Genomic DNA, 19,377 nt, shown 5'->3' on the forward strand with positions numbered 1-19,377 from the left:
GCGATACCGGCGGATCTGCGCGAGGTGGCTGTCGCCGTTTTCTGACAAAGGGGGCTGCTGCGGGGGTGCGGGCACTGACCGTTCCGGTACTGCCGGATCTCGTGTGGCGACTGTCGCCGTTCTCTGGCAAAGGCGGCTGCCGCGAGGTGCGCGGCCACCGACCGTTCCGGTACTGCCGGATCTGCGATGGCCGTTGCCGCTTTCCGGCAAGTGATGCTGTCCGCGACACGCGCGGCCATCGATAACGGCGGTACCGCGGCCGGATGTGGCGGCTGTTGCCGATTTCTGGCAAAGGCGGCTGCCGCGGTGGGCTCGGGCACTGACCGTTCCGGTACCGCCGGATCCCCGCGATGACCGTCGCCGCTTTCCGGCAAAGGCGGCTGCCGCCAGGGTGCGGCCACCGACCGTTCCAGTACTGCCGGATCTCGTGTGGCGACTGTCGCCATTTCCTGGCAAAGGCGGCTACCGCGGGGCGCGGTCACCGACCGTTCCAGTACTGCCGGATCTGCGCGATGACCGTCGCCGCTTTCCGGCAAGTGGCGCTGCCGGCGACACGCGCGGCTACCGATGACGGCGGTACCGCCGGATCCGGATGTGGCAGCTGTCGCCGGTTGCCGTGTGCGGCCACCGACCGTTGCCGCGTTGCCGGATCGCTGCCACGACCGTCGCCGTTTCTCGGCAAAGTGAGGCCGCCGGAGGCGTGCCGACTCACTGACGGTGCGGTCTCACCGCGTCGATGCGGCGTCGCCACTTTCCGGCGATGAGGCTCAGAACGGTGGCGGTTCCTCGGCGGGAGCGGGTTGCGCGCGAGGCGGGTGGAGTGGCGGTGGGGTGCTGTCGTAGCTCTGGCCGGTCGGGGTGGTGACGGTCAGGGTGCCGTCGGACGCGAGGCGGTAGATCCAGCCGGGTTCGTCTTTGAGCCGGTGATCTCGGCGGCAGAGGTCGATCAGGTCACCGGCGTTGGTGGCGCCGCCGAACTGCCACGGCACCGAATGGTCGAGATCGCAGGTCTGTGCGGGGCGGCCGCAGCCGGGTCTTCGGCACTCACGGTCCCGCACCCGGACGAACTCGCCGACGCCCGCTGTCGGCCGGTACCGGTCCCGGCCGAGGTCCAGCACCTGCCCGGACAGCGGGTCGGTGATGATCCGGCGCAGCACGGTGTTCGGCCCGGTCGCGATATGCCGTGCCAGTGCCGCCGGGAGGTGACCGTGTCCGGCCATTTCCGCCGGGTCGTCGTTGAGTCCGAGGTAAGTGAACAAGTCCATGTACAGGAACACTTCCGCACGTTCGCTCGTGCCACCCTGGCCGCCGAGCAGGAGATCGAGCGCGACGTCCGCGCGTAGTTGGTCCAGGGTGCGGGTTTCGTCGCCGGTCTTGAGTTTCTTGGCTTCCCTGTCGATGCGAAGGTAGGCCGCGTTGACTTTCTCGGCGGGCCCGTCCTCGACCTCGATCGACGCCACCCCCGTCTCACCCTGCCGCACGGTGAGACGGCGACCTTCGCGATAGTGCTCGGCACGTTTGTCGGCGCCTTCGCGGTCGACCGTGATCGCCGCATGATTCGCCGCTTTCCTTATCTGGTCGGAATTCCTTCCCGCCAACCGGTCCTCGAGCAGGGCATCCGCAGCCTGAGCGTTCTCGTCCGACAGCCACGCCGTCGCCGCGGCGACCTTCATCGCGCCGAAGCCACTCACTTTTCCTTGGTCCATCAGATTCAAGGTGTGCGGCAGTCGGCTGGTCAACGCGTCGGCGGCAGCGACCATCGCACCGGCATGATTGTCCACAAGGGACAACGCGAAGGCGACTTCCTGCGTGACACCGCCCGAGCCCTCGCGATGTCGATTCAGCTGGGCCAGCGCCCGGAACCGGACCGCCTCAAGCCGGGCGATCCCTTCCGACGCCGCTTGCGCGACAGCGACGGAATCGTTGTCGTCCAACAAACCTATCGAAGCGTTGACCGACTCCAAAGCGCTTGGATCGGTGAGTTTCTCGAGTAGCGCCACAGGCGCGGATCTGTGTGTGTCCACCCGACGACCATACGACCGGCCACCGACAATTCCGGATCATGAAGGCGCTGCGAGGCGTTGCCGATTTTCGGCAATGATGCCGCGGGGAGCACCAGCCGTTCTTCTCGGCGACCGAAGGCCGGGCGACAAGGACGTCGAGTTCGCCCATCGCGTCGTGCATGAGCAGTCGGCCTGGATCATGCGGCGATTGCGACGCATTACCGATTCCGGCGATGAAGCTTAGGTGCACCAAGGGCACCGAGCCCTACATGCCGATAAACATCCACCCCGAGGCACAGCTCCGAATTTTGCAGCCGCTGCAAGGGCGTCGCCGCTTTCCGGCAACGAAACCTCAAGCGAGCTACCAAACCAGTCGGCCGCCGTCACCGAACCCCGGCAACAGCGGCCAACCCAAAACCCAAAAACGCCCTCACATCACATCCCGGACGACCATCCGTTCCGAAGCGCGCTCGATCGCCGCCTCCACCGCACCGACCCGGTCCGCCAGGAGGCCCATCGCGCCGACCGCGCGGCTCATCGGGTCTTCGTCGTCGCCGCCGAGGGCCTGTGCCCGCAAGTACGCCGCCTTCACGGCCGCCCACCGTTGGGCCTCCGAGTCGGTCAGGCGGCCGCGGAGTTCGGCCAGTTTGAGCAGGTTGGCCTCGGCGCCGGAGGTCAGCGTTTGGGCTTCGCCGGCGTAGTGGTCGTCGATCAGCGCTTCGAGTTCGGCGTCGTTCATCGCGGGCACGATCCGGCCGGCGAGCTTGTTCATGTTCCGGTACGAGCCCTGGAGCTGGAAGGGCGGTTCGACCCGGGACGCGTCCGCCTGCGCCGCCGAAGCGATGTAGGCCTGGTTGTTCTTCAGGATTATCCGCTGCACCTTGGTCAGTTTCCGCAGTACGGCGAGGATCTGCTCCAGTTCGGTCGCCGAGTACGCGTGCTTCAGCTGATCCGCCCGCACCGAGCCGTCGCCGCGCGCGAGGCGTACGAGAACGTCCACATCGGACCGTTCGCGGGAGACCAGCGGGGCCAGGACGGTGTTCGCCGTGAGTGAGTTTTCGATGTAGCTCAGCGCGAACAGTTCTTCCTTGCCTGACAACACATCGCCGAGGTTCCACACGTCCGCGCGGTTGGCGAGCATGTCCGGGATCCGGAACCGTTTGCCCTGTTCGGTGTACGGATTACCGGCCATGCAGACCGCGAACCGCTTGCCCCGCAGGTCATAGGTCCGCGTGCGGCCTTCCCACACGCCTTCCATCCGCCGTTGCGCGTCGCACAGCGAGATGAACTTCTGCAGCAGTTCCGGCGAGGTGTGCTGGATGTCGTCCAGATACAACAGTACGTTGTTGCCCTGCTCCAGCGCGAAGGAGATCTTCTCGACCTCTTGCCGCGCGGTCGCGTTGGGCGCGTCCGCCGGATCCACCGACGTGACGTCGTGCCCGAGCGCCGGCCCGTTCACCTTGACGAACACCAGCCCGAGGCGGCTCGCGACGTACTCCATGAGGGTCGTCTTGCCGTAACCGGGCGGCGAGATGAGCAGCAGCAGACCGGATTGGTCGGTACGCCGCGCGTCGCCGGTCGCGCCGAGTTGCTTGGCGAGGTTGTCGCCGATCAACGGCAAGTAGACTTCGTCGAGCAACCTGTTGCGCACGAAGGCACTCATCACCTTCGGTTTGTACTCCGTCAGCCGCAGCCGGTCGCGTTCGGCCGCCACCAGATCGTTGCGCAGCCGTTGGTACGCCCGGAAACCCGGCACCCGGTCACGCCGGAACCGCAGCGTCCTGGCGAGCGTCTCGTCGAGCCGCAGAGTCAGGGATCGGTTGACGATCCGCGGATGCGAGCCGAGCAGACCGTCCACAGTGGCCGAAAGATCCGCCGAGGAATCGTAGCGGGGCAAGTCCGCCAGTTCGATCGCGACGGCCTCCGCCAATTCGTCACCGGGTAGACCGGAAGATTCCACAAAGGACGTCAGCCAGGCTTCGGCGAGCTGGTAGCGGTCGGCGAGGTCTTCGAGGGCACGCAGGTCTTCGGCGAAGCTACGGCGATCGAGCCGGAACTTGTCGAGCAGCGTCCGCGCCCCACCACTGGTGACGAACCCCGGGGACCCGTCGGCCAGTTCCTCGAACAGGTACTCGCCGGCGAGTTCGAGGTCCAGCGTCAGCCCGGACGATGTGGCGAACGCCGTCATCACCTCGGTGAGCTCCCGCGCCAGCGCGTCGATCGCCGTGGTGTGCCCGAACGCTTCCCGCACCCGTGCGAGTGACGCGGCGCGCGTTGTCCACGCGGACTTCGCCGCTTCTTCCGCGCCGAAAGCCCAGAACAGCTGAGCGGACGCCCTCGCCGCGGGCGGATACCGCAGCAGACCGGCCGCGGACCGCAGGCGCAGCAACGCCGACAGGATCGCGGCGGCGTCGTGATCGTGCACGCCACGCGCGTAACCCTCGTCGTAGCGGTCACCGGCGACGCGCCGGACGACCTCCAGCAGGTCGACGTCTTGCAGGTCCGGCTTGTCGGCCAGGATCGACGTCGCCAGGTACTCGGCGCGATAGACCTCGGGCGACTCCGAGACCAGCAGCTGGTCCCAGTACGGCCGCGTCGCTTCGAACGACTCGTCGCGCACGGGCGAGCGGTAGTCGGTCCCGGTGATCGCGAACTTCATCCCACCGTCGTGCGGCACCAGGGTGAGGTCGATGTCCTGCGTGTTGACCGCGAAGGTGTTGCGGCCGAGGCGGATCGTCTCCCCGCCCTCGCCGTAGAGGTCGAGCCTGTCGCGCAGTGCGCGGCCTGCCTCCTGACGGGCGGCCTTGACCCGGCCCTCGAGTTCTTCGGCACGCACCTGGTCGCCGAGGTCGCGCAGTTCGGCGACCACACTGCGCAGCTTCGCGACCATCGGGTCGGAGGCGAAGTAGGTGTTGATCTCGTCGACCGAACCGAGTGTGCCGACCCGCCGGGACACGCTCGCGAGGATCCGCTCGGCCGAGTCGACCAGCCTGTCCGCGCGACGCGCCCGTTCGTCGAGCAGCGCCTGCTTGCGCGAGGAGAACGCCTCGTAGACGTCGGTGCGCTTCTCGCCGAGCGACGCGAGGAAATCGTCGAACTCGCCGAACCGTGATTCGAGGTTTTCCAGCTGCAGCAGCAATCTGCCGAGCTGCTCGTCGCAGCGGTCCGGCGTGTCCGCGACCGCGAGCCCGCCGGTGATCGCCTGCGCGAGCAGCGCGAACTCGGCGGCGAACTCCGCCCGGCCTTCGGTCTCCAGCAGCTCCTTGCGCCGCGCTTCGAGGGTGGCCCGTGCCCGGTTGACCGCGCCGATGACCTCGCCGACGCGTTCGAGGATCTTCGTCCGCACGACGGCGTCCGCGATCTCCAGCCCGCCGACGACGTCGGTGAGAACTTCGAGTCCGCCGGACTGCTCGTCCAGCTGTTCGGCGACCGGGACGGCCTCGGCGACGGTGGAGATCGCGCCCGCGGCCTCGATCAGCCCGTCGACCTCGGCGTGGTAGCTCGTGAACGCGTCCTCGCCCTGCAGGAACCGGACGGCGCGCTGCGCGGCCTCGCCGAATTCCGTGTCGAGGTCGGCGATCAGCTTGTCGACGCGGTCGGTGTCGACATAGCGCAGTTCCCGCACGGTGACGAGATGGCCTCGCGCACGGTGCATCTCGGCGAGCCTGCGCACCCACGCGTCGGCCGCGTTCAGCGCTTCGCCCCGCACCTTCCGCACGAGCGACGCGGTTTCCGCGGCGGCTTCCTCGACGGCGTCGGCCGCCTGCGAAGTGAGCGCGGTGACCGTCTCGAACTCGTCGAGCACCTGTTCCGCGGTGACGCGGACGTCCGACAACGGCGACCGCAGATCGCCGAGTTCGGCCTCCCCGAGCCAGTGGTAGTGGTCGAAGACCCGTGCGCACGCGGCGATCAGTGCCTCGAACACCGCCGCGGACGGCGCCATCTCGCCGACCATCCGGCCGATCGAAAGACAGTCGGAGATCCCGCGGACCAGATCGGCGTTGCCGACCCGCTCCAGCGGCCCGGTCCCGGCCGGCTGCGACGCGGCGTAGGTGTCGGACTGGAACGGCGTCCGCCACACCTGCATCGGGTGCACGCGGCTCGGCTCGTCGGACAGCGCGCGGAACAGCACCATCGTGCCGTCGTCGAACAGCGAGTAGCCGTGGCACGGGATCGGGTTCGAGACCTCTTTGCGGATCACGTTGTACGGCAGGAGAAGCGAGCGTCCGTCGGCCCGCGCGTGGAAGACGTAGAGCACGTCCTCGCCGTTGGGCGAGCGGATCACGCGCTCGAATTCGAGACCGTCCACGGTGGTGTCGAACGTCTTGCTGACACCCGTGTCGAGGTAGTAGCCGCCGGGGAAGATGATCCCGTGGTCCTCGGGCAGCCGCTGGCACGCCTGCCCGATCCCGTCGAGGCGCACGACGTCGCGCGTGCGGGTGTTGAACACCAGGTACCGGTGGACGGTCTCCTTGTACGGCAGCACCCGCAGCAGGACCAGCGGGCCGATCCTGGCGTAGGACACCTCGGCGTCGGCGAGACTCTGCAGCGGCTCGTCGACCGCCTCGGCGTAGACGCCCTCACCGGTTTCGGTGTTGTTCTCGACCTTGATCGTCAGGTTGCCGCCGACGGTCTCGACGAACACCTCGTCCTCGATCGAGATGTGCGGATGCCGCCCGAGAACGTGCTGTTCACGGCTCGTCTCGATCCATTCGAAGTCGTGCGACGGCGGGAAGACGTGGTCGCGTTCGCCCCGGCTGTCCACATAGGACAAGGTGCCGTCCGCGGCGATCCCCCAGCGCAGCACCCGGATGTCCTCGGTCCGCGGACCGATCTGGAACACCGCGAGCAGTTTGCCCTCGACCCGCCGCAGCTGCAGCAGCTTCGCCTGCCGGTAGTAGCGGTACAGCTCGGCGAAGTCGCGGACGAAATGCTCGTCGCGCAACAGTTCCGGCAGCTCTTCGGCGGGCACGTCGTCGAAGCGGAAGGCTTCTTCGTCATGGCTGAAGCCATGCAGCGAGAAGACGTCGTCGACCGTCGTCTCGGGCTTGAGACCGATGAAGACGTTGTAGCCGAACAACATCCGCCCGCCGACCGACACGACGTCCCGCGGCACGCAGTTGTTCGCCGTGCGGATCCGCTCCGTGCCGATCAGCGCGAGCTGCGCGCTGCCGAAGACCCCGAGCCGCGCCTTGTTGAGCTCGTCCGCGCGTTTCGCCAGTTCGGCGGCCTGTGCGGCGAGCCGGGCGCGGAGCACCTCATAGGTGCCCGCGTCCAGCTGCTCCGTTCCTGCCGCCGGTTCGGTCGTCGTCACTGCTTCGCGGGGGCGAGAGTGGCGACAGAGGTCTCAGCTAGGCCGAGCCGCTGCGCCATCGACAGCAGCTCACGCAGCTTGTCGCTGTCCGGGCCGCCCGCCTGCAACTGCTTGGCCAGGAAGGCCGACAGCGTCAGGTTCTTCACGTCCTCCGTGCTCACGGAGCCGACCAGTTTCGTCAGGTCGTCGGTGAAGCTGCCCGAACCGTCGAGCCACGACTTCCCGAGGGTCTGGACGACGTCCGAGTTCTCGACGAAGCCGTCCACGCTCTTGGCGAGCCCGATCGAGCCGATCACCTTCTCGAAGAACATCGTCTCGCCGCCGACGATGTCGATGTCGGCCTTCCCCAGCCCGATGCCGAGGACCGTGGCCTGCGCCTCGGCGACCTCGCGCTGCACGTTGAGCGCGGCGAGCCTGATCTCCTTCTCGGCCTCCAGGCGCAGGCGGTACTCCTCGTGCTGACGGCTGGCGGTGTCGAGCGCGGCCATCGCGGCGGCCTTCTCGGTGAGACCTTCGGCCTCGCCCTTGAGCTTGTCGCGCATCCCGTCGGCGAGCACGATCGCCTTCTCGCGTTCGACGATCGCCTCGGCGCGGCCGACCTTCTCCAGCGCGTCGGCGTCGCGTTCCTTGACCTGCGCGGCGGCGAGACCGCTGGCGGCCTCCTCGGCCTGGATGCCTTCTGCCAGGCGGATCCTCGCGCGGGTGTCCAGTTCGGCGGCCTGCTGGCGCGCTTCGGCCAGCGTCAGTTCCTCGCGGGCCTTGTGCTTCGAGGCCACCTCGGCGGCCTCCGCGGCCTTGATGTCCTTGACGAGGCTTTCCTGCGCCTCCGCCTCGGCCCGGATGATGATGGCCGAGCGCTGACGCTCCGCCTCTTCGACGACGCGGAGCTTCTTGATGTTCTCTTCCTGCTCCGCCACGGTCTTCTCGACCGCGATCCGCTCGCGGATCACCTCGGCGATGGACCGCTTCTCGGTCTCGACTTCCTTGTCCTTGGCGATGCGGGAAAGTTCGGTCTCGCGTTCGCGGCCGATGACCTCGAGCAAGCGGTCCTTCTCGATACGCTCGCTCTCGATGGCGATGACGCGCTCGCGGTTCTTGCCCGCGACCTCGATCTCACGCTGCTGGTTCTGGTGCTGGATGCCGAGCTGCTCGTCGGTGCGCAGCCCCGCGGCCTGCGACTTGAGCCGCTCCTCCGCCTGCACCTTGGCGATCTCGGCCTCTTCGCGGGCCCGCATGGTCTCGACCTCGCGGTTCTGCTTGATCTCCGCGTCGGCCTGGCGCCGCTCCAGTTCGAGGATCGCCTCGCGGGCGTCCACGTTCTGGCGGGTGATCTCTTTTTCCTCGCTGCGGCGGAACTCGTTCGTGCGCACGTGCTCGATCGCGGTCAGCTCGGTGATCTTGCGGATACCCTGCGCGTCGAGGATGTTCGCCGAATCGAGCTGCGCCATCGGCGTCTGCTCGAGGTAGTCGATGGCCGCGTCCTCGAGGCTGTACCCGTTGAGGTCGGTGCCGATGACGCGGATGATCTGGTCGCGGAACTCGTGACGCTTGGTGTAGAGATCCACGAAGTCGAGCTGCTTGCCGACGGTTTTCAACGCCTCGGAGAACTTGGCGTTGAACAGCTCCTGCAGGGTCGCCTCGTCGCTCGCGCGTTCGGTGCCGATGGCCTGCGCGACCTTGATGACGTCCTCGGTGGTCTTGTTGACCCGCACGAAGAACGAGATCCGGATGTCGGCGCGGATGTTGTCCCGGCAGATCAGGCCCTCGCGGCCGGTGCGGGTGATCTCCATCGCCTTGACCGAGGTGTCCATGATCTCGGCCTTGTGCAGCACCGGCAGGACGATCGCGCCGGTGAACGTGACGTCGACCCGGCGGACCTTCGAGATGATCAGCGCCTTACCCTGCGGCACCTTCTTGAACAGCCTGGTGATCGTGAAGAGCAAGACCAGGAGGATGACAACTATCACGGCGATCAGAACGCCGGCCCCCACGCTGATGGCACCCATGGTTTTTCCTTTTCTGCTTCAGATGTCCAAGGACTCGACCCAGAAGAACTCGCCTTCGGAGTCGTAGTCATAGAGAACTACGCGGCTGCCCGCTGTGAGGTTGCCTTGGCCCGCCTGCCGAACGTCCACAATGGCCGTGGACCCGTCGGCGGCGGCGACTTCGGCCTGGCCGAAGTCATGAGTGACCGACGAGGTGCGGATGACCGCGGCCCGGCCGATGAAGTCTCTCCTGCTCGGTTCCTTCGCGGGACCGAACACCCGGCGCAGTGGCACCACGATCACCCTCGTCCCGAGTGTGCCGAGGACGAGCGCGACGGCGACCACGCCTGCCCCGAACCCGATCCTCGATGGTGTCGAAAGCTCAAGGTCATCGAGAAGAACCGTCCCTGCCAGGCTGGCGAACCAGGTGAATGCGATCAGTAGAGAGAGCGAAATGGACAGTGGGACCCCGCCGAAGCCCGCCAGTAGCCCGTCGCCGCCGTCGAACTCGTCGAGATCGAAGGCACCGAGCAGGGCCAGCAGCCAATAGCCGATCACCACGATCAGCAAGAAACTGAAGAGCACGGCCGGAAACCCCAGAGCCGCGGTGACGAACCCGCCCATCGCCGTCGTTCCCTCCCCATTACTCCGGGTCAGGACTATAACCAGCGCGTGACGCCGGGCGGGCCGTTTTCGGCTACGAGTGGGTCACGGTGTGCGGAAGCGTGCGGAGGCCGCGGCGAGCGGACGGTCGCGCGGGTCGTGAGTGGTAAGTGTCGTTCTAACGTCACTTACCACTCACGACCCACCTGACCCACGCCCTCCGCCGCATTTAGTCCTCTACTTGCGGTTCTTTGAACCAGACGGGCGCAGAGGCTGCGGTCGAGGTGGGATTACGCCGACCGGCCGCTCCGAAGCCATCCAGTTGGACCTGTCGCACCACCGGAGCGCGCCCTACTCTCCAGTATTGAGAGTGACACAGGACACACCACGGTCTTGGGAGGCTCCATGGGGTGGCACGTTCGCGAAACGGTCGACGAGGATCGGCGCGAACGGCGAATCCGCCACGTCACCCGATGTCTGAGTTGCACGCTCACCTGCGTCCATTGTGGACTTCCCACGAGATTCTCCGTTCCCGCCGGACATCCCGGCCTCGGCGTGGTCGAGCACCTGCCCGGCGTCACCACCCCCGGTCTCCCCGATCTGGCTCTGCTGCACCGGTTCTGCCGGGACAATCTCGCCGCGGAGCCGGGTATCGCGCTCAGGCGCGCTTATCTCGGCCTGGCGACCGAACTCTTCGAAACGGGGCGGCGGATCCGCCGTCACCACCGGCTCGGCGTGCATCCGCCACGACCGGGCCATCTCGAGGCCTACCGAAAACGGTGGCGAGTGGCCAAAATGCGGTACGCCTGCAAGGCGTGCCGGTACTACACCGGCTCTCACTGAGCCGATTCTCCCCCGGAGGACTCGTGCTCGTTCGTCTCATCCTCGGTCTGCTCATCACCGTCGCCGGTCTCGCCTTCGCCGCCCGCCGCGCGCTCTGGCTCGCCAAACTGATCCGGTCCGGCCAGCCGGACGAAAAACGCTCGGACGTCATGGCCGTCCGCGCGAAAACGCATCTGGCCGAGGTCTTCGGGCAGCGCAAACTGCTGAAGTGGTCCGTCCCCGGGCTCGCGCATCTGTTCACGTTCTGGGGTTTCGTGATCCTCGGCTCCGTCTACGTCGAGGCGTACGGCGCGCTGTTCGACCACGACTTCCACATCCCGCTCATCGGGCACTGGGCGGTTCTGGGGTTCCTCCAGGATTTCATCGCGGTCGCGGTGGTCGCCTCGCTCGCGGTGTTCGCGGTCATCCGGATCCGGCAGGCACCCGAACGGAAAGATCGCGCGTCGCGCTTCTTCGGCTCGCACACCGGCGGCGCCTGGCTGATCCTGTTCATGATCTTCAACGTGATCTGGACGATGTTCCTCTTCCGGGGCGCGTCGGCGGCGGTCGGCGTCTTCCCGTACGAGTCGGGCGCGTGGGTTTCCCTCGGCGTGGGAGAACTCCTGGAGCCGCTCGGCCCCGCGGTCACCGAACCGCTGGAGACCGTCGGGTTGCTGCTGCATATCGGCGTGATGCTCGCGTTCCTGTCGATCGTGCTCTACTCCAAGCACCTGCACATCTTCCTCGCGCCGGTCAACGTGACCGCCAAACGCCTCCCGGACGGGCTCGGCCCGCTGCTGCCGATGGAGTCCGGCGGCAAGCCGATCGACTTCGAGGATCCGGGCGAGGACGACACGTTCGGCCGCGGCAAGATCGAGGACTTCACCTGGAAAGGCATGCTCGACTTCGCCACCTGCACCGAATGCGGCCGCTGCCAGTCGCAGTGCCCGGCGTGGAACACCGGGAAACCCTTGTCCCCCAAGCTGATGATCATGGATCTGCGCGACCACCTCTTCGAGAAGGCGCCGTACATCCTGGACGGCAAGGAAGCGCCCGAAGAACGTCCGCTGGTCGGCACCAAGGAGGACTTCGGCGTCATCGATCCGGACGTCCTCTGGTCCTGCACCACGTGCGGAGCCTGCGTCGAACAGTGCCCTGTCGACATCGAGCACGTCGACCACGTCGTGGACATGCGCCGCTATCAGGTGATGATCGAGTCGGCCTTCCCGAGCGAACTCGGCGTGCTGTTCAAGAACCTCGAAACCAAGGGAAACCCCTGGGGCCAGAACAACTCGGACCGCCTCGCCTGGACGAAGGATCTCGATTTCGAGGTGCCGATCTTCGACGGCGAACTCGCCGAAGACGTCGAGTACGTCTATTGGGTCGGTTGCGCGGGTGCCTTCGACGACCACGCCCGCAAGACCGTCCGCGCCACCGCGGAGCTCCTGCATTTGGCCGGGGTGAAGTACACGATCCTCGGCACCGACGAGTCCTGCACCGGCGACCCGGCGCGCCGCTCCGGCAACGAGTTCCTCTTCCAGATGCTCGCGCAGCAGACGGTCGAGACGCTGAACGCGGTGTTCGAGGGCCGCGAACCGGGTACCCGCAAGATCGTCACCACCTGCCCGCACTGTCTCAACACGCTCGGCCGCGAGTACCCGCAACTGGACGGGCACTACGAGGTCCTGCACCACACGCAACTGCTGAACCGGCTCGTCCGCGCGGGCAAGCTCACCCCGGTCAAACCGGTCGACGCCGGGCCGGTGACCTACCACGACCCGTGTTACCTCGGCCGCCACAACAAGGTCTACGAGCCGCCGCGCGAACTCGTCGGCGCGACCGGCGCCACGCTCAGCGAGATGCCCCGGCACGCCGACCGCTCGCTCTGCTGCGGTGCCGGCGGTGCGCGGATGTGGATGGAGGAGCAGATCGGCAAGCGCATCAACCTCGAACGCGTCGACGAAGCCCTCGGCACGGACGCCGAAACCATCGTCACCGGCTGCCCTTTCTGCCGCGTGATGCTGAACGACGGTCTCGTGCAGCGGCAGAGCGAACAGCGTGGCCAGAACGTCACCGTGCGCGACGTCTCGCAGCTCCTGCTGGAGACCGTGCGAGAGCGGGACCGGACGGCGACGGAGATTTAAGGCACACGAGAGTTGGAAGTTCGGCGCACCGAACTCTAAACTCGCGGCATGGCGAATCTGCGCAAGTCCGTGTGCGCGCTGGCGGCGTCCGCACTCGTCCTGTCCGCTTGCGGCGGTCCCGCCGGAGGAGACGACGACAAGCGGCCCGTCGTGCTGACCACGTTCACGGTCCTGGCGGACATCGCCTCGAACGTCGCGGGCGACAAGCTCAAGGTCGAGTCGATCACCAAACCCGGCGCCGAGATCCACGGCTACGAGCCCACCCCGGACGACATCAAGAAGGCCGCGAAGGCCGACCTGATCCTCGACAACGGGCTGAACCTGGAGGCGTGGTTCGCCCGGTTCGTCAAGGAGAGCGACGCGCCGCACAAGGTGGTCAGCGAGGGTGTCCAGCCCATCGCCATCGGCGAAGACGCCTATCAGGGAAAGCCGAACCCGCACGCGTGGATGTCTCCGACGAATGTGGGTATCTACGTGGACAACATGGTGAAGGCGTTCAGCGAGCTCTCCGCCGGCGACGCCGCCGTGTTCAAGGCCAACGGCGACGCCTACAAGGCGAAACTGAAGGAGGTGCGGGACGAGATGACGAGTGCGCTGAGCGGCCTGCCGCAGAACGAGCGAGCGCTGGTCACCTGCGAAGGCGCCTTCTCCTACCTCGCGCGCGACTCCGGCCTCACCGAGCGGTACATCTGGGCGGTCAACGCCGAACAGCAGGCCACGCCGCAGCAGATCACCCGCGCCATCGAATTCGTCAAGCAGAACAAGGTCCCCGCGGTGTTCTGCGAGTCGACCGTCTCCGACGCCCCGATGCAGCAGGTCGTCTCCGCGACCGGTGCCGCGTTCGGCGGCGTCCTCTACGTCGATTCCCTGTCCGGCCCCGAAGGCCCGGTGCCGACCTACCTCGACCTCATCCGCCACGACTCGAAGACGATCGTCGCCGCGCTCACCGGGGCGAAGCCGTGACGGCCGCGATCCGCGTCGAAGGCGTCACCGTGCACTACGGCGACGTCCTCGCGCTCGACGGTGTCGACGTCACGCTCGAACACGGTCACGTCTGCGGGCTGGTCGGGATGAACGGCTCCGGCAAGTCGACGCTGTTCAAGACCATCATGGGTATGGTCCGGCCGGATACCGGCACGGTCTCGATCGACGGCGGCACCCCCGCCCGCGCGCGCAAGACCGGCGTGATCGGGTACGTGCCGCAGAGCGAGGACGTCGACTGGTCGTTCCCGCTGTCCGTACGGGATGTCGTGATGACCGGCCGCTACGGGCGGCTCGGCTTCACCCGGCGGCCGCGCCGCGCGGACCACGAAGCCGTCGACCACGCGCTGGAGCGGGTCGAACTGACCGAACTCGCCGGACGGCAGATCGGCCAGTTGTCCGGCGGGCAGCGCAAACGCGCGTTCGTCGCGCGCGGCATCGCCCAAGGCGCCCGCGTCCTGCTGCTGGACGAGCCGTTCGCCGGCGTGGACAAGCGATCCGAAGCCACGATCACCCGGCTGCTCAAGGAACTCGCGGCCGACGGCGCCGCCGTCCTGATCTCCACCCACGACCTGCACGCGCTGCCCGGTTTGGCCGACGAGGCGATCCTGCTGATGCGCAAGGTGCTCGCGCACGGCTCCCCCGGCGAGGTGCTCCGGCCCGAAAACCTCGCGCTGGCCTTCGGACTCGATGTCCTGCAACGGGAAGAAGAACCCGCGTGAGTCTCTACGACCTGTTCCTCGAACCGCTGAGCTACGACTTCATGATGCGGGCGCTGGCGTCCACGGTCATCGCGTCCGCCGTCTGCGCGGTGCTCTCCTGCTGGCTGGTGCTGATCGGCTGGTCACTGATGGGCGACGCGGTCTCGCACGCCGTGCTGCCCGGCGTCGTACTCGCGTACGTCCTCGGCGCGCCCTTCGCGCTCGGCGCCGTCGTGTTCGGCTTCCTCGCCGTGGCACTGATCGGCGTCGTCCGGGACACCAGCCGGGTCAAGGAGGACGCCGCGATCGGCATCGTGTTCACCACGTTGTTCGCGCTCGGGCTCGTGCTGATCTCGGTGACGCCGAGCCAGACCGACCTGAACCACATCATCTTCGGCAACCTGCTCGGCGTCGACACCTCGGACCTCATCCAGATCGGCGTCCTCGGCGCCATCACACTCACCCTGCTGGTGCTCAAACGCCGCGATTTCACCTTGTACGCCTTCGATCCCACGCACGCGCACGCCATCGGGCTCAACCCGCGGGTGCTCGGCGCCGCGCTTCTCGGGCTGCTCGCGCTGACCGCGGTCGTGGCACTGCAGGTGGTCGGCGTGATCCTCGTGGTGGCGATGCTGATCATCCCCGGCGCCACGGCGTACCTGCTGACCGACCGGTTCGGCCGCATGCTCGTGATCGCGCCGTCGTTCTCGGTGCTCGCCGCGGTGACCGGGCTGTACCTGAGCTACCACCTCGACACCGCGTCCGGCGGGATGATCGTGCTGGTGCAGGGTGCCGGGTTCACGCTGGTGTACCTGTTCGGGCCGCGGCACGGGATCGTCGGGAAGCGGCTGGCCAAGCGCAGGCGCGAGCTGGCGCGAACGGCGTAACCGGACAATCACCCCGCGCTCTGTGTCTCTCGTGACATGAGTACCGGCCTCGTCTTAGGTTAGGCTCCCCTCATGTCTACGGAAGACGCGCTGCTCACCGGCCATGACCTGGTGCTCGCGCACCAAGAGCGGGCCGTGGTGGACGGCGTGTCGCTGTCGCTGCGCGCCGGCACCGTGACCGCGCTGGTCGGGCCGAACGGGTCCGGCAAGTCGACGCTCCTGCGTTCGCTGGCGCGGCTGCACAAGCCTCGCGAGGGCAGTGTCCGGCTCGGGGGACGCGCCGTCTGGGGCGGGAACGCGTTGTCCGGCAAGGAGTTCGCCCGCCGGGTCACGTTGCTGACCCAGCACCGGCCCACGCCGAGCGGGGTCTCGGTGCGCGACGTCGTCTCCTACGGCCGGTATCCGTACCGGTCGGGCTGGCGCGGGGTCGACGTCGACGGCGCCGCCGCGATCCGCCGCGCGATGGAACTGACCGGCGTGACCCCGATGGCCGAACGCGGCGTCGACGAACTGTCGGGCGGCGAACTGCAGCGGGTCTGGCTCGCGTCCTGTCTCGCCCAGCAGACCTCCGTACTGCTGCTCGACGAGCCCACCAACCATCTCGACCTGCGCTACCAGGTCGAGATCCTCGACGTCGTCCGCGATCTGGCCAACGAAGGCGTCGCGGTCGGCGTGGTACTGCACGATCTCGACCACGCGGCGATCATCGCCGACGAGGTCGTGCTGCTGAGCGAGGGAACCATCGTGGCCACGGGTGACATCGGGCAGGTGCTCAGCTCCGAGCACCTTTCCCGGGCCTACGGCGTCACCGTCCACGTCGCGAACGACCCGGTGACGGGCGCGATCCACTGCAGGCCACTCGGGCGGCATTCGCCCAGGCCCGCCTGAGAAATCCAGGAAGAACCATGCGTTTGCCAACCCCTGCCGTCCTCATCACGGCGACGGCCCTGCTGCTGTCCGCCTGTGGCACCACCGAGAACACCGAGAACACCGCCGTCGCGCCGAGCGAAGCCGCCGCGAGCGGACCGGTCACGGTGACCGACTCGCGCGGCAAGGCCGTCACCCTCAAGGCTCCCGCCAAGCGCGTCGTCGCGCTCGAGTGGGGCGAGGCCGAAATGGTCGCTTCGCTCGGTGTCATGCCGGTCGGTGCCGCGGACGTCGCGGGCTACAACGTGTGGGACAAGGCCGCCCCGCTGACCGCCGAGGTCAAGGACGTCGGCAAGCGCAACGAGCCCAGCGTCGACGCGATCGTCGGGCTGAACCCCGACGTCGTCATCATGGCCGAAGAGCGCGACTCGACGCTGGTGCCGCAGATCGAGAAGTACGTGCCGGTCGTGGTCACCAAGGCCAGCGACGCGAGCCGCAACTTCGACCGGCTGCGCGAGGACTTCAAGCTGATCGCGAAGACTGTCGGCAAAGAGGCCGAGGCGGACAAGCAACTGTCCGAAATGGACGCCAAACTCGCCGAGGGCAAGAAGGCCGTCGAGGCCAAGGGCGCCGCGGGCACCCCGTTCCTGATGGCCGACGGTTACCTCGAAGGCAGCACCGTCAGCATCCGCCCGTTCGGCAAGGGCTCGCTGGTCTCCGACACCGCCGAGGCCGTCGGCCTGAAGAACGCCTGGACCGGCAAGGTCGACCCGCAGTGGGGTCTCGGCCAGACCGACGTCGAGGGCCTGACCGCGCTCACCGACCCGAAGACCGTGCTGTTCTACAGCGCGGCCGAAGAGGACGTCTTCACCACCGGGCTCGCGCAGAACGCCGTCTACCAGCGCCTGCCGTTCGTGGTCTCGAAGAAGATCCACAAGCTGCAGGCCGGAACGTGGACATTCGGCGGGCCGAAGTCGATCATCATGACCGCCGACCAGATCGTGAAGGCAGTCACGACCTGATGCGTGCCCGCACCATCGCGGTGTCGGCGGGACTGGTGGCGCTCATCGTCGTCCTCGCCGGCATCCACCTGACCCAGGGCACCTCGACGTCCGGTCCGCTGGACGTGGTGAAGGCGATCTTCGGCCATGGCGACGCGCAAACCCTCGCGGTACTGGAGGGTTCGCGCGTCCCTCGGCTGCTCGCCGCGTTGCTGCTCGGGGTCGCGCTCGGCGTCGCGGGCGCCGGAATGCAGTCCGTGGCGCGGAATCCGCTCGCCTCGCCCGACACGCTCGCGGTCAACGCGGGCGCGCATTTCGCCGTGGTGGCCATCTCGGCGTTCGGGCTTTCGCTGCCGCTCGTGCCGGTGGGCGGGGCGGCGTTCGCGGGCGGGCTCGCGGCGGCCGTCATCGTGCTGGGCCTGGCGGGCAGCGGTTCGGCGAGTCCGCGGCTGGTGCTCGTGGGCTCGGCGGTGCTGCTGGCGCTGCACTCGGTGACGATCCTGCTGCTGCTCCTGTTCGAGCAGGAGACGAACGGGCTGTTCGCCTGGGGCAGTGGCTCGCTCACCGTTTCCGATCTGCGGGCGACCGCCCAGATGACGCCGATCGTGGTGATCGCCGTGGTGGCGCTCATCGTGATGGGCCGCAAACTCGACGTCCTCGCCCTCGGCGACGACAACGCGACCCTGCTCGGCCTGCGGGTCCGCCGGACCAGGGTCGGCGCGGTCGTGCTGACCGTCGCGCTGACCGCGGCGGCGGTGACCGTGGCCGGGCCGGTCGGCTTCGTCGGGCTGAGCGCGCCGGTGATCACACGGCTGCTGCTGCCGATCGCCAAACACCGCGCGCTACTGCCGGTGTCCGGGCTGGTCGGCGTGGTGACGGTGCTCGGCGCCGACGTCGCTCTGCGGGCGATCATGGGTTCAGCCGACGCCGTGCGGGTGCCGACCGGTGTGGTGACCACGATCGTCGGCGCCGTCGTGATGGTGTGGCTGGCGCGGCGCGGCCGGGGCAGCGGCTCACGTCGTCCGGCTCCGGCAGGAAGGGTCGGGCTCGCCGGATCGACCCGGCGGCTCGTGACCATTTCCGTCGTGCTGGTGGCGTTGCTCGCCGTCATCCCGGTGGCAGGCCTGCTGCTTGGCGACCGGATGGTGCTGCTCGGCGACCTCACGAACTGGGTCACCGGCAACACCGGGACGGCCCTCACTTTCGTGCTGGACCAACGACTTCCGCGGGTGCTGGCCGCGCTGCTGGCCGGCGCGGCGCTGGCGGTGTCGGGCTGCGGGATCCAGTCGGTCAGCCGCAACCCGCTCGCCGAACCCGGGTTGCTCGGCATCACCGCGGGCGCCGGGCTCGGCGCGATCACGCTGATCACCATCGTCCCCGCCGTCGGCGCCTGGTCGATCGCCGGTGCCGCCGGTCTCGGCGCGGCCGTGGTGTTCCTGCTGGTCTACGGGCTGGCTTGGCGTTCGGGGCTCGATTCGGACCGGCTGGTGATCATAGGTATCGCGGTCTGGTCGGCCGGGATGGCGCTGATCAACCTGCTGATCGTGGTCTCCGACCCGTGGAACTCGGCCAAGGCGCTGACCTGGCTTTCGGGGTCGACCTACGGCCGCACGCTGGAACAGGTCGCGCCCGTAGCGCTGGCGCTGCTCGCGCTGACACCGTTGTTGTGGATCAAGCACCGCGAACTGGACCTGCACGCCCTCGACGAGGACACCCCGCGCGTGCTCGGGATGCGAATCGAGCGGTCGCGGCTGATCGTGCTGGGGGCTTCCGGGATCCTGGCGGCCACCGCGGTGTCCGCGATCGGCGTGGTCGTGTTCGTCGGACTGGTCGCGCCGCATCTGGCGCGTTCGCTGGTCGGCGGACGGCACGGCCGGGTGATCCCGGTGGCCGCGGCGCTCGGCGCGCTGCTGGTGAGCGTCGCGGACACCCTCGGGCGGACCGTCATCGCACCCGCCCAGATCCCGGCGGGCCTGGTCATCGCGATGGTCGGGACGCCGTACTTCGTGCTGGTGCTCTGGCGGACCCGGCCCTGATAGTGCGTGAAGGCCCCCTTCCCTCGGCTGAGC

12 protein-coding genes are annotated in these 19,377 nt (G+C 67.9%); 8 read left to right on the plus strand and 4 right to left on the minus strand.

What is annotated here, in order from left to right; translation table 11 throughout:
* Positions 1 to 767 precede the first annotated feature (767 nt).
* The 4 genes from DMH03_RS35055 to DMH03_RS35070 all read right to left on the minus strand — a co-directional run bounded on the left by DMH03_RS35055 (position 768) and on the right by DMH03_RS35070 (position 9,926).
* Positions 768 to 2,000, minus strand: coding sequence for a DUF222 domain-containing protein (locus tag DMH03_RS35055; RefSeq protein WP_370311019.1), 1,233 nt, complete (start codon positions 1,998 to 2,000; stop codon positions 768 to 770).
* 433 nt (positions 2,001 to 2,433) lie between these two features.
* A complete protein-coding gene (locus DMH03_RS35060; protein WP_125796294.1) occupies positions 2,434 to 7,317 on the minus strand; it encodes a DNA repair ATPase in 4,884 nt (1,627 codons plus the stop codon).
* Positions 7,314 to 9,323, minus strand: a complete 2,010-nt coding sequence (locus DMH03_RS35065; protein ID WP_125796295.1) for a flotillin family protein — start codon at positions 9,321 to 9,323, stop codon at positions 7,314 to 7,316. Before DMH03_RS35065 ends, DMH03_RS35060 begins: the two co-directional genes overlap by 4 nt.
* Before the next feature lie 18 nt (positions 9,324 to 9,341).
* A complete protein-coding gene (locus DMH03_RS35070) occupies positions 9,342 to 9,926 on the minus strand; it encodes a hypothetical protein (protein WP_125796296.1) in 585 nt (194 codons plus the stop codon).
* A gap of 384 nt (positions 9,927 to 10,310) precedes the next feature.
* Between DMH03_RS35070 and DMH03_RS35075 the strand changes: the two genes are divergently transcribed.
* From DMH03_RS35075 to DMH03_RS35110, 8 genes are all read left to right on the plus strand, one after another.
* A complete protein-coding gene (locus tag DMH03_RS35075; protein WP_125796297.1) occupies positions 10,311 to 10,748 on the plus strand; it encodes a hypothetical protein in 438 nt (145 codons plus the stop codon).
* Positions 10,749 to 10,771: 23 nt separating this feature from the next.
* A complete protein-coding gene (locus tag DMH03_RS35080; RefSeq protein ID WP_125796298.1) occupies positions 10,772 to 12,871 on the plus strand; it encodes a (Fe-S)-binding protein in 2,100 nt (699 codons plus the stop codon).
* 48 nt (positions 12,872 to 12,919) lie between these two features.
* Positions 12,920 to 13,834 carry a metal ABC transporter substrate-binding protein gene (locus DMH03_RS35085; protein WP_125796299.1) on the plus strand — a complete coding sequence of 305 codons (915 nt, stop codon included), beginning with the start codon at positions 12,920 to 12,922 and terminating at the stop codon, positions 13,832 to 13,834.
* Positions 13,831 to 14,574, plus strand: a complete 744-nt coding sequence (locus DMH03_RS35090; protein WP_125796300.1) for a metal ABC transporter ATP-binding protein — start codon at positions 13,831 to 13,833, stop codon at positions 14,572 to 14,574. The genes DMH03_RS35085 and DMH03_RS35090 overlap by 4 nt, the downstream gene beginning before the upstream one ends.
* The gene (locus DMH03_RS35095; protein ID WP_199749139.1) at positions 14,571 to 15,440 is read left to right on the plus strand and encodes a metal ABC transporter permease; all 870 of its coding nucleotides are present in this window, start codon (positions 14,571 to 14,573) and stop codon (positions 15,438 to 15,440) included. Before DMH03_RS35090 ends, DMH03_RS35095 begins: the two co-directional genes overlap by 4 nt.
* A 72-nt stretch (positions 15,441 to 15,512) precedes the next feature.
* Entirely contained in the window at positions 15,513 to 16,328 is an 816-nt protein-coding gene (locus tag DMH03_RS35100) for an ABC transporter ATP-binding protein (RefSeq protein WP_125796301.1), read from the plus strand.
* A 17-nt stretch (positions 16,329 to 16,345) separates the two neighbouring features.
* Positions 16,346 to 17,329 (plus strand): iron-siderophore ABC transporter substrate-binding protein, encoded by a 984-nt coding sequence (locus DMH03_RS35105; RefSeq protein WP_125796302.1) that lies wholly within the window; start codon positions 16,346 to 16,348, stop codon positions 17,327 to 17,329.
* The gene (locus DMH03_RS35110) at positions 17,329 to 19,344 is read left to right on the plus strand and encodes an iron ABC transporter permease (RefSeq protein WP_125796303.1); all 2,016 of its coding nucleotides are present in this window, start codon (positions 17,329 to 17,331) and stop codon (positions 19,342 to 19,344) included. The genes DMH03_RS35105 and DMH03_RS35110 overlap by 1 nt, the downstream gene beginning before the upstream one ends.
* Positions 19,345 to 19,377: the final 33 nt, after the last annotated feature.

This window comes from Amycolatopsis sp. WAC 01376 (genome assembly GCF_003947415.1).
In the GTDB taxonomy this organism is placed as follows: Bacteria; Actinomycetota; Actinomycetes; order Mycobacteriales; family Pseudonocardiaceae; genus Amycolatopsis.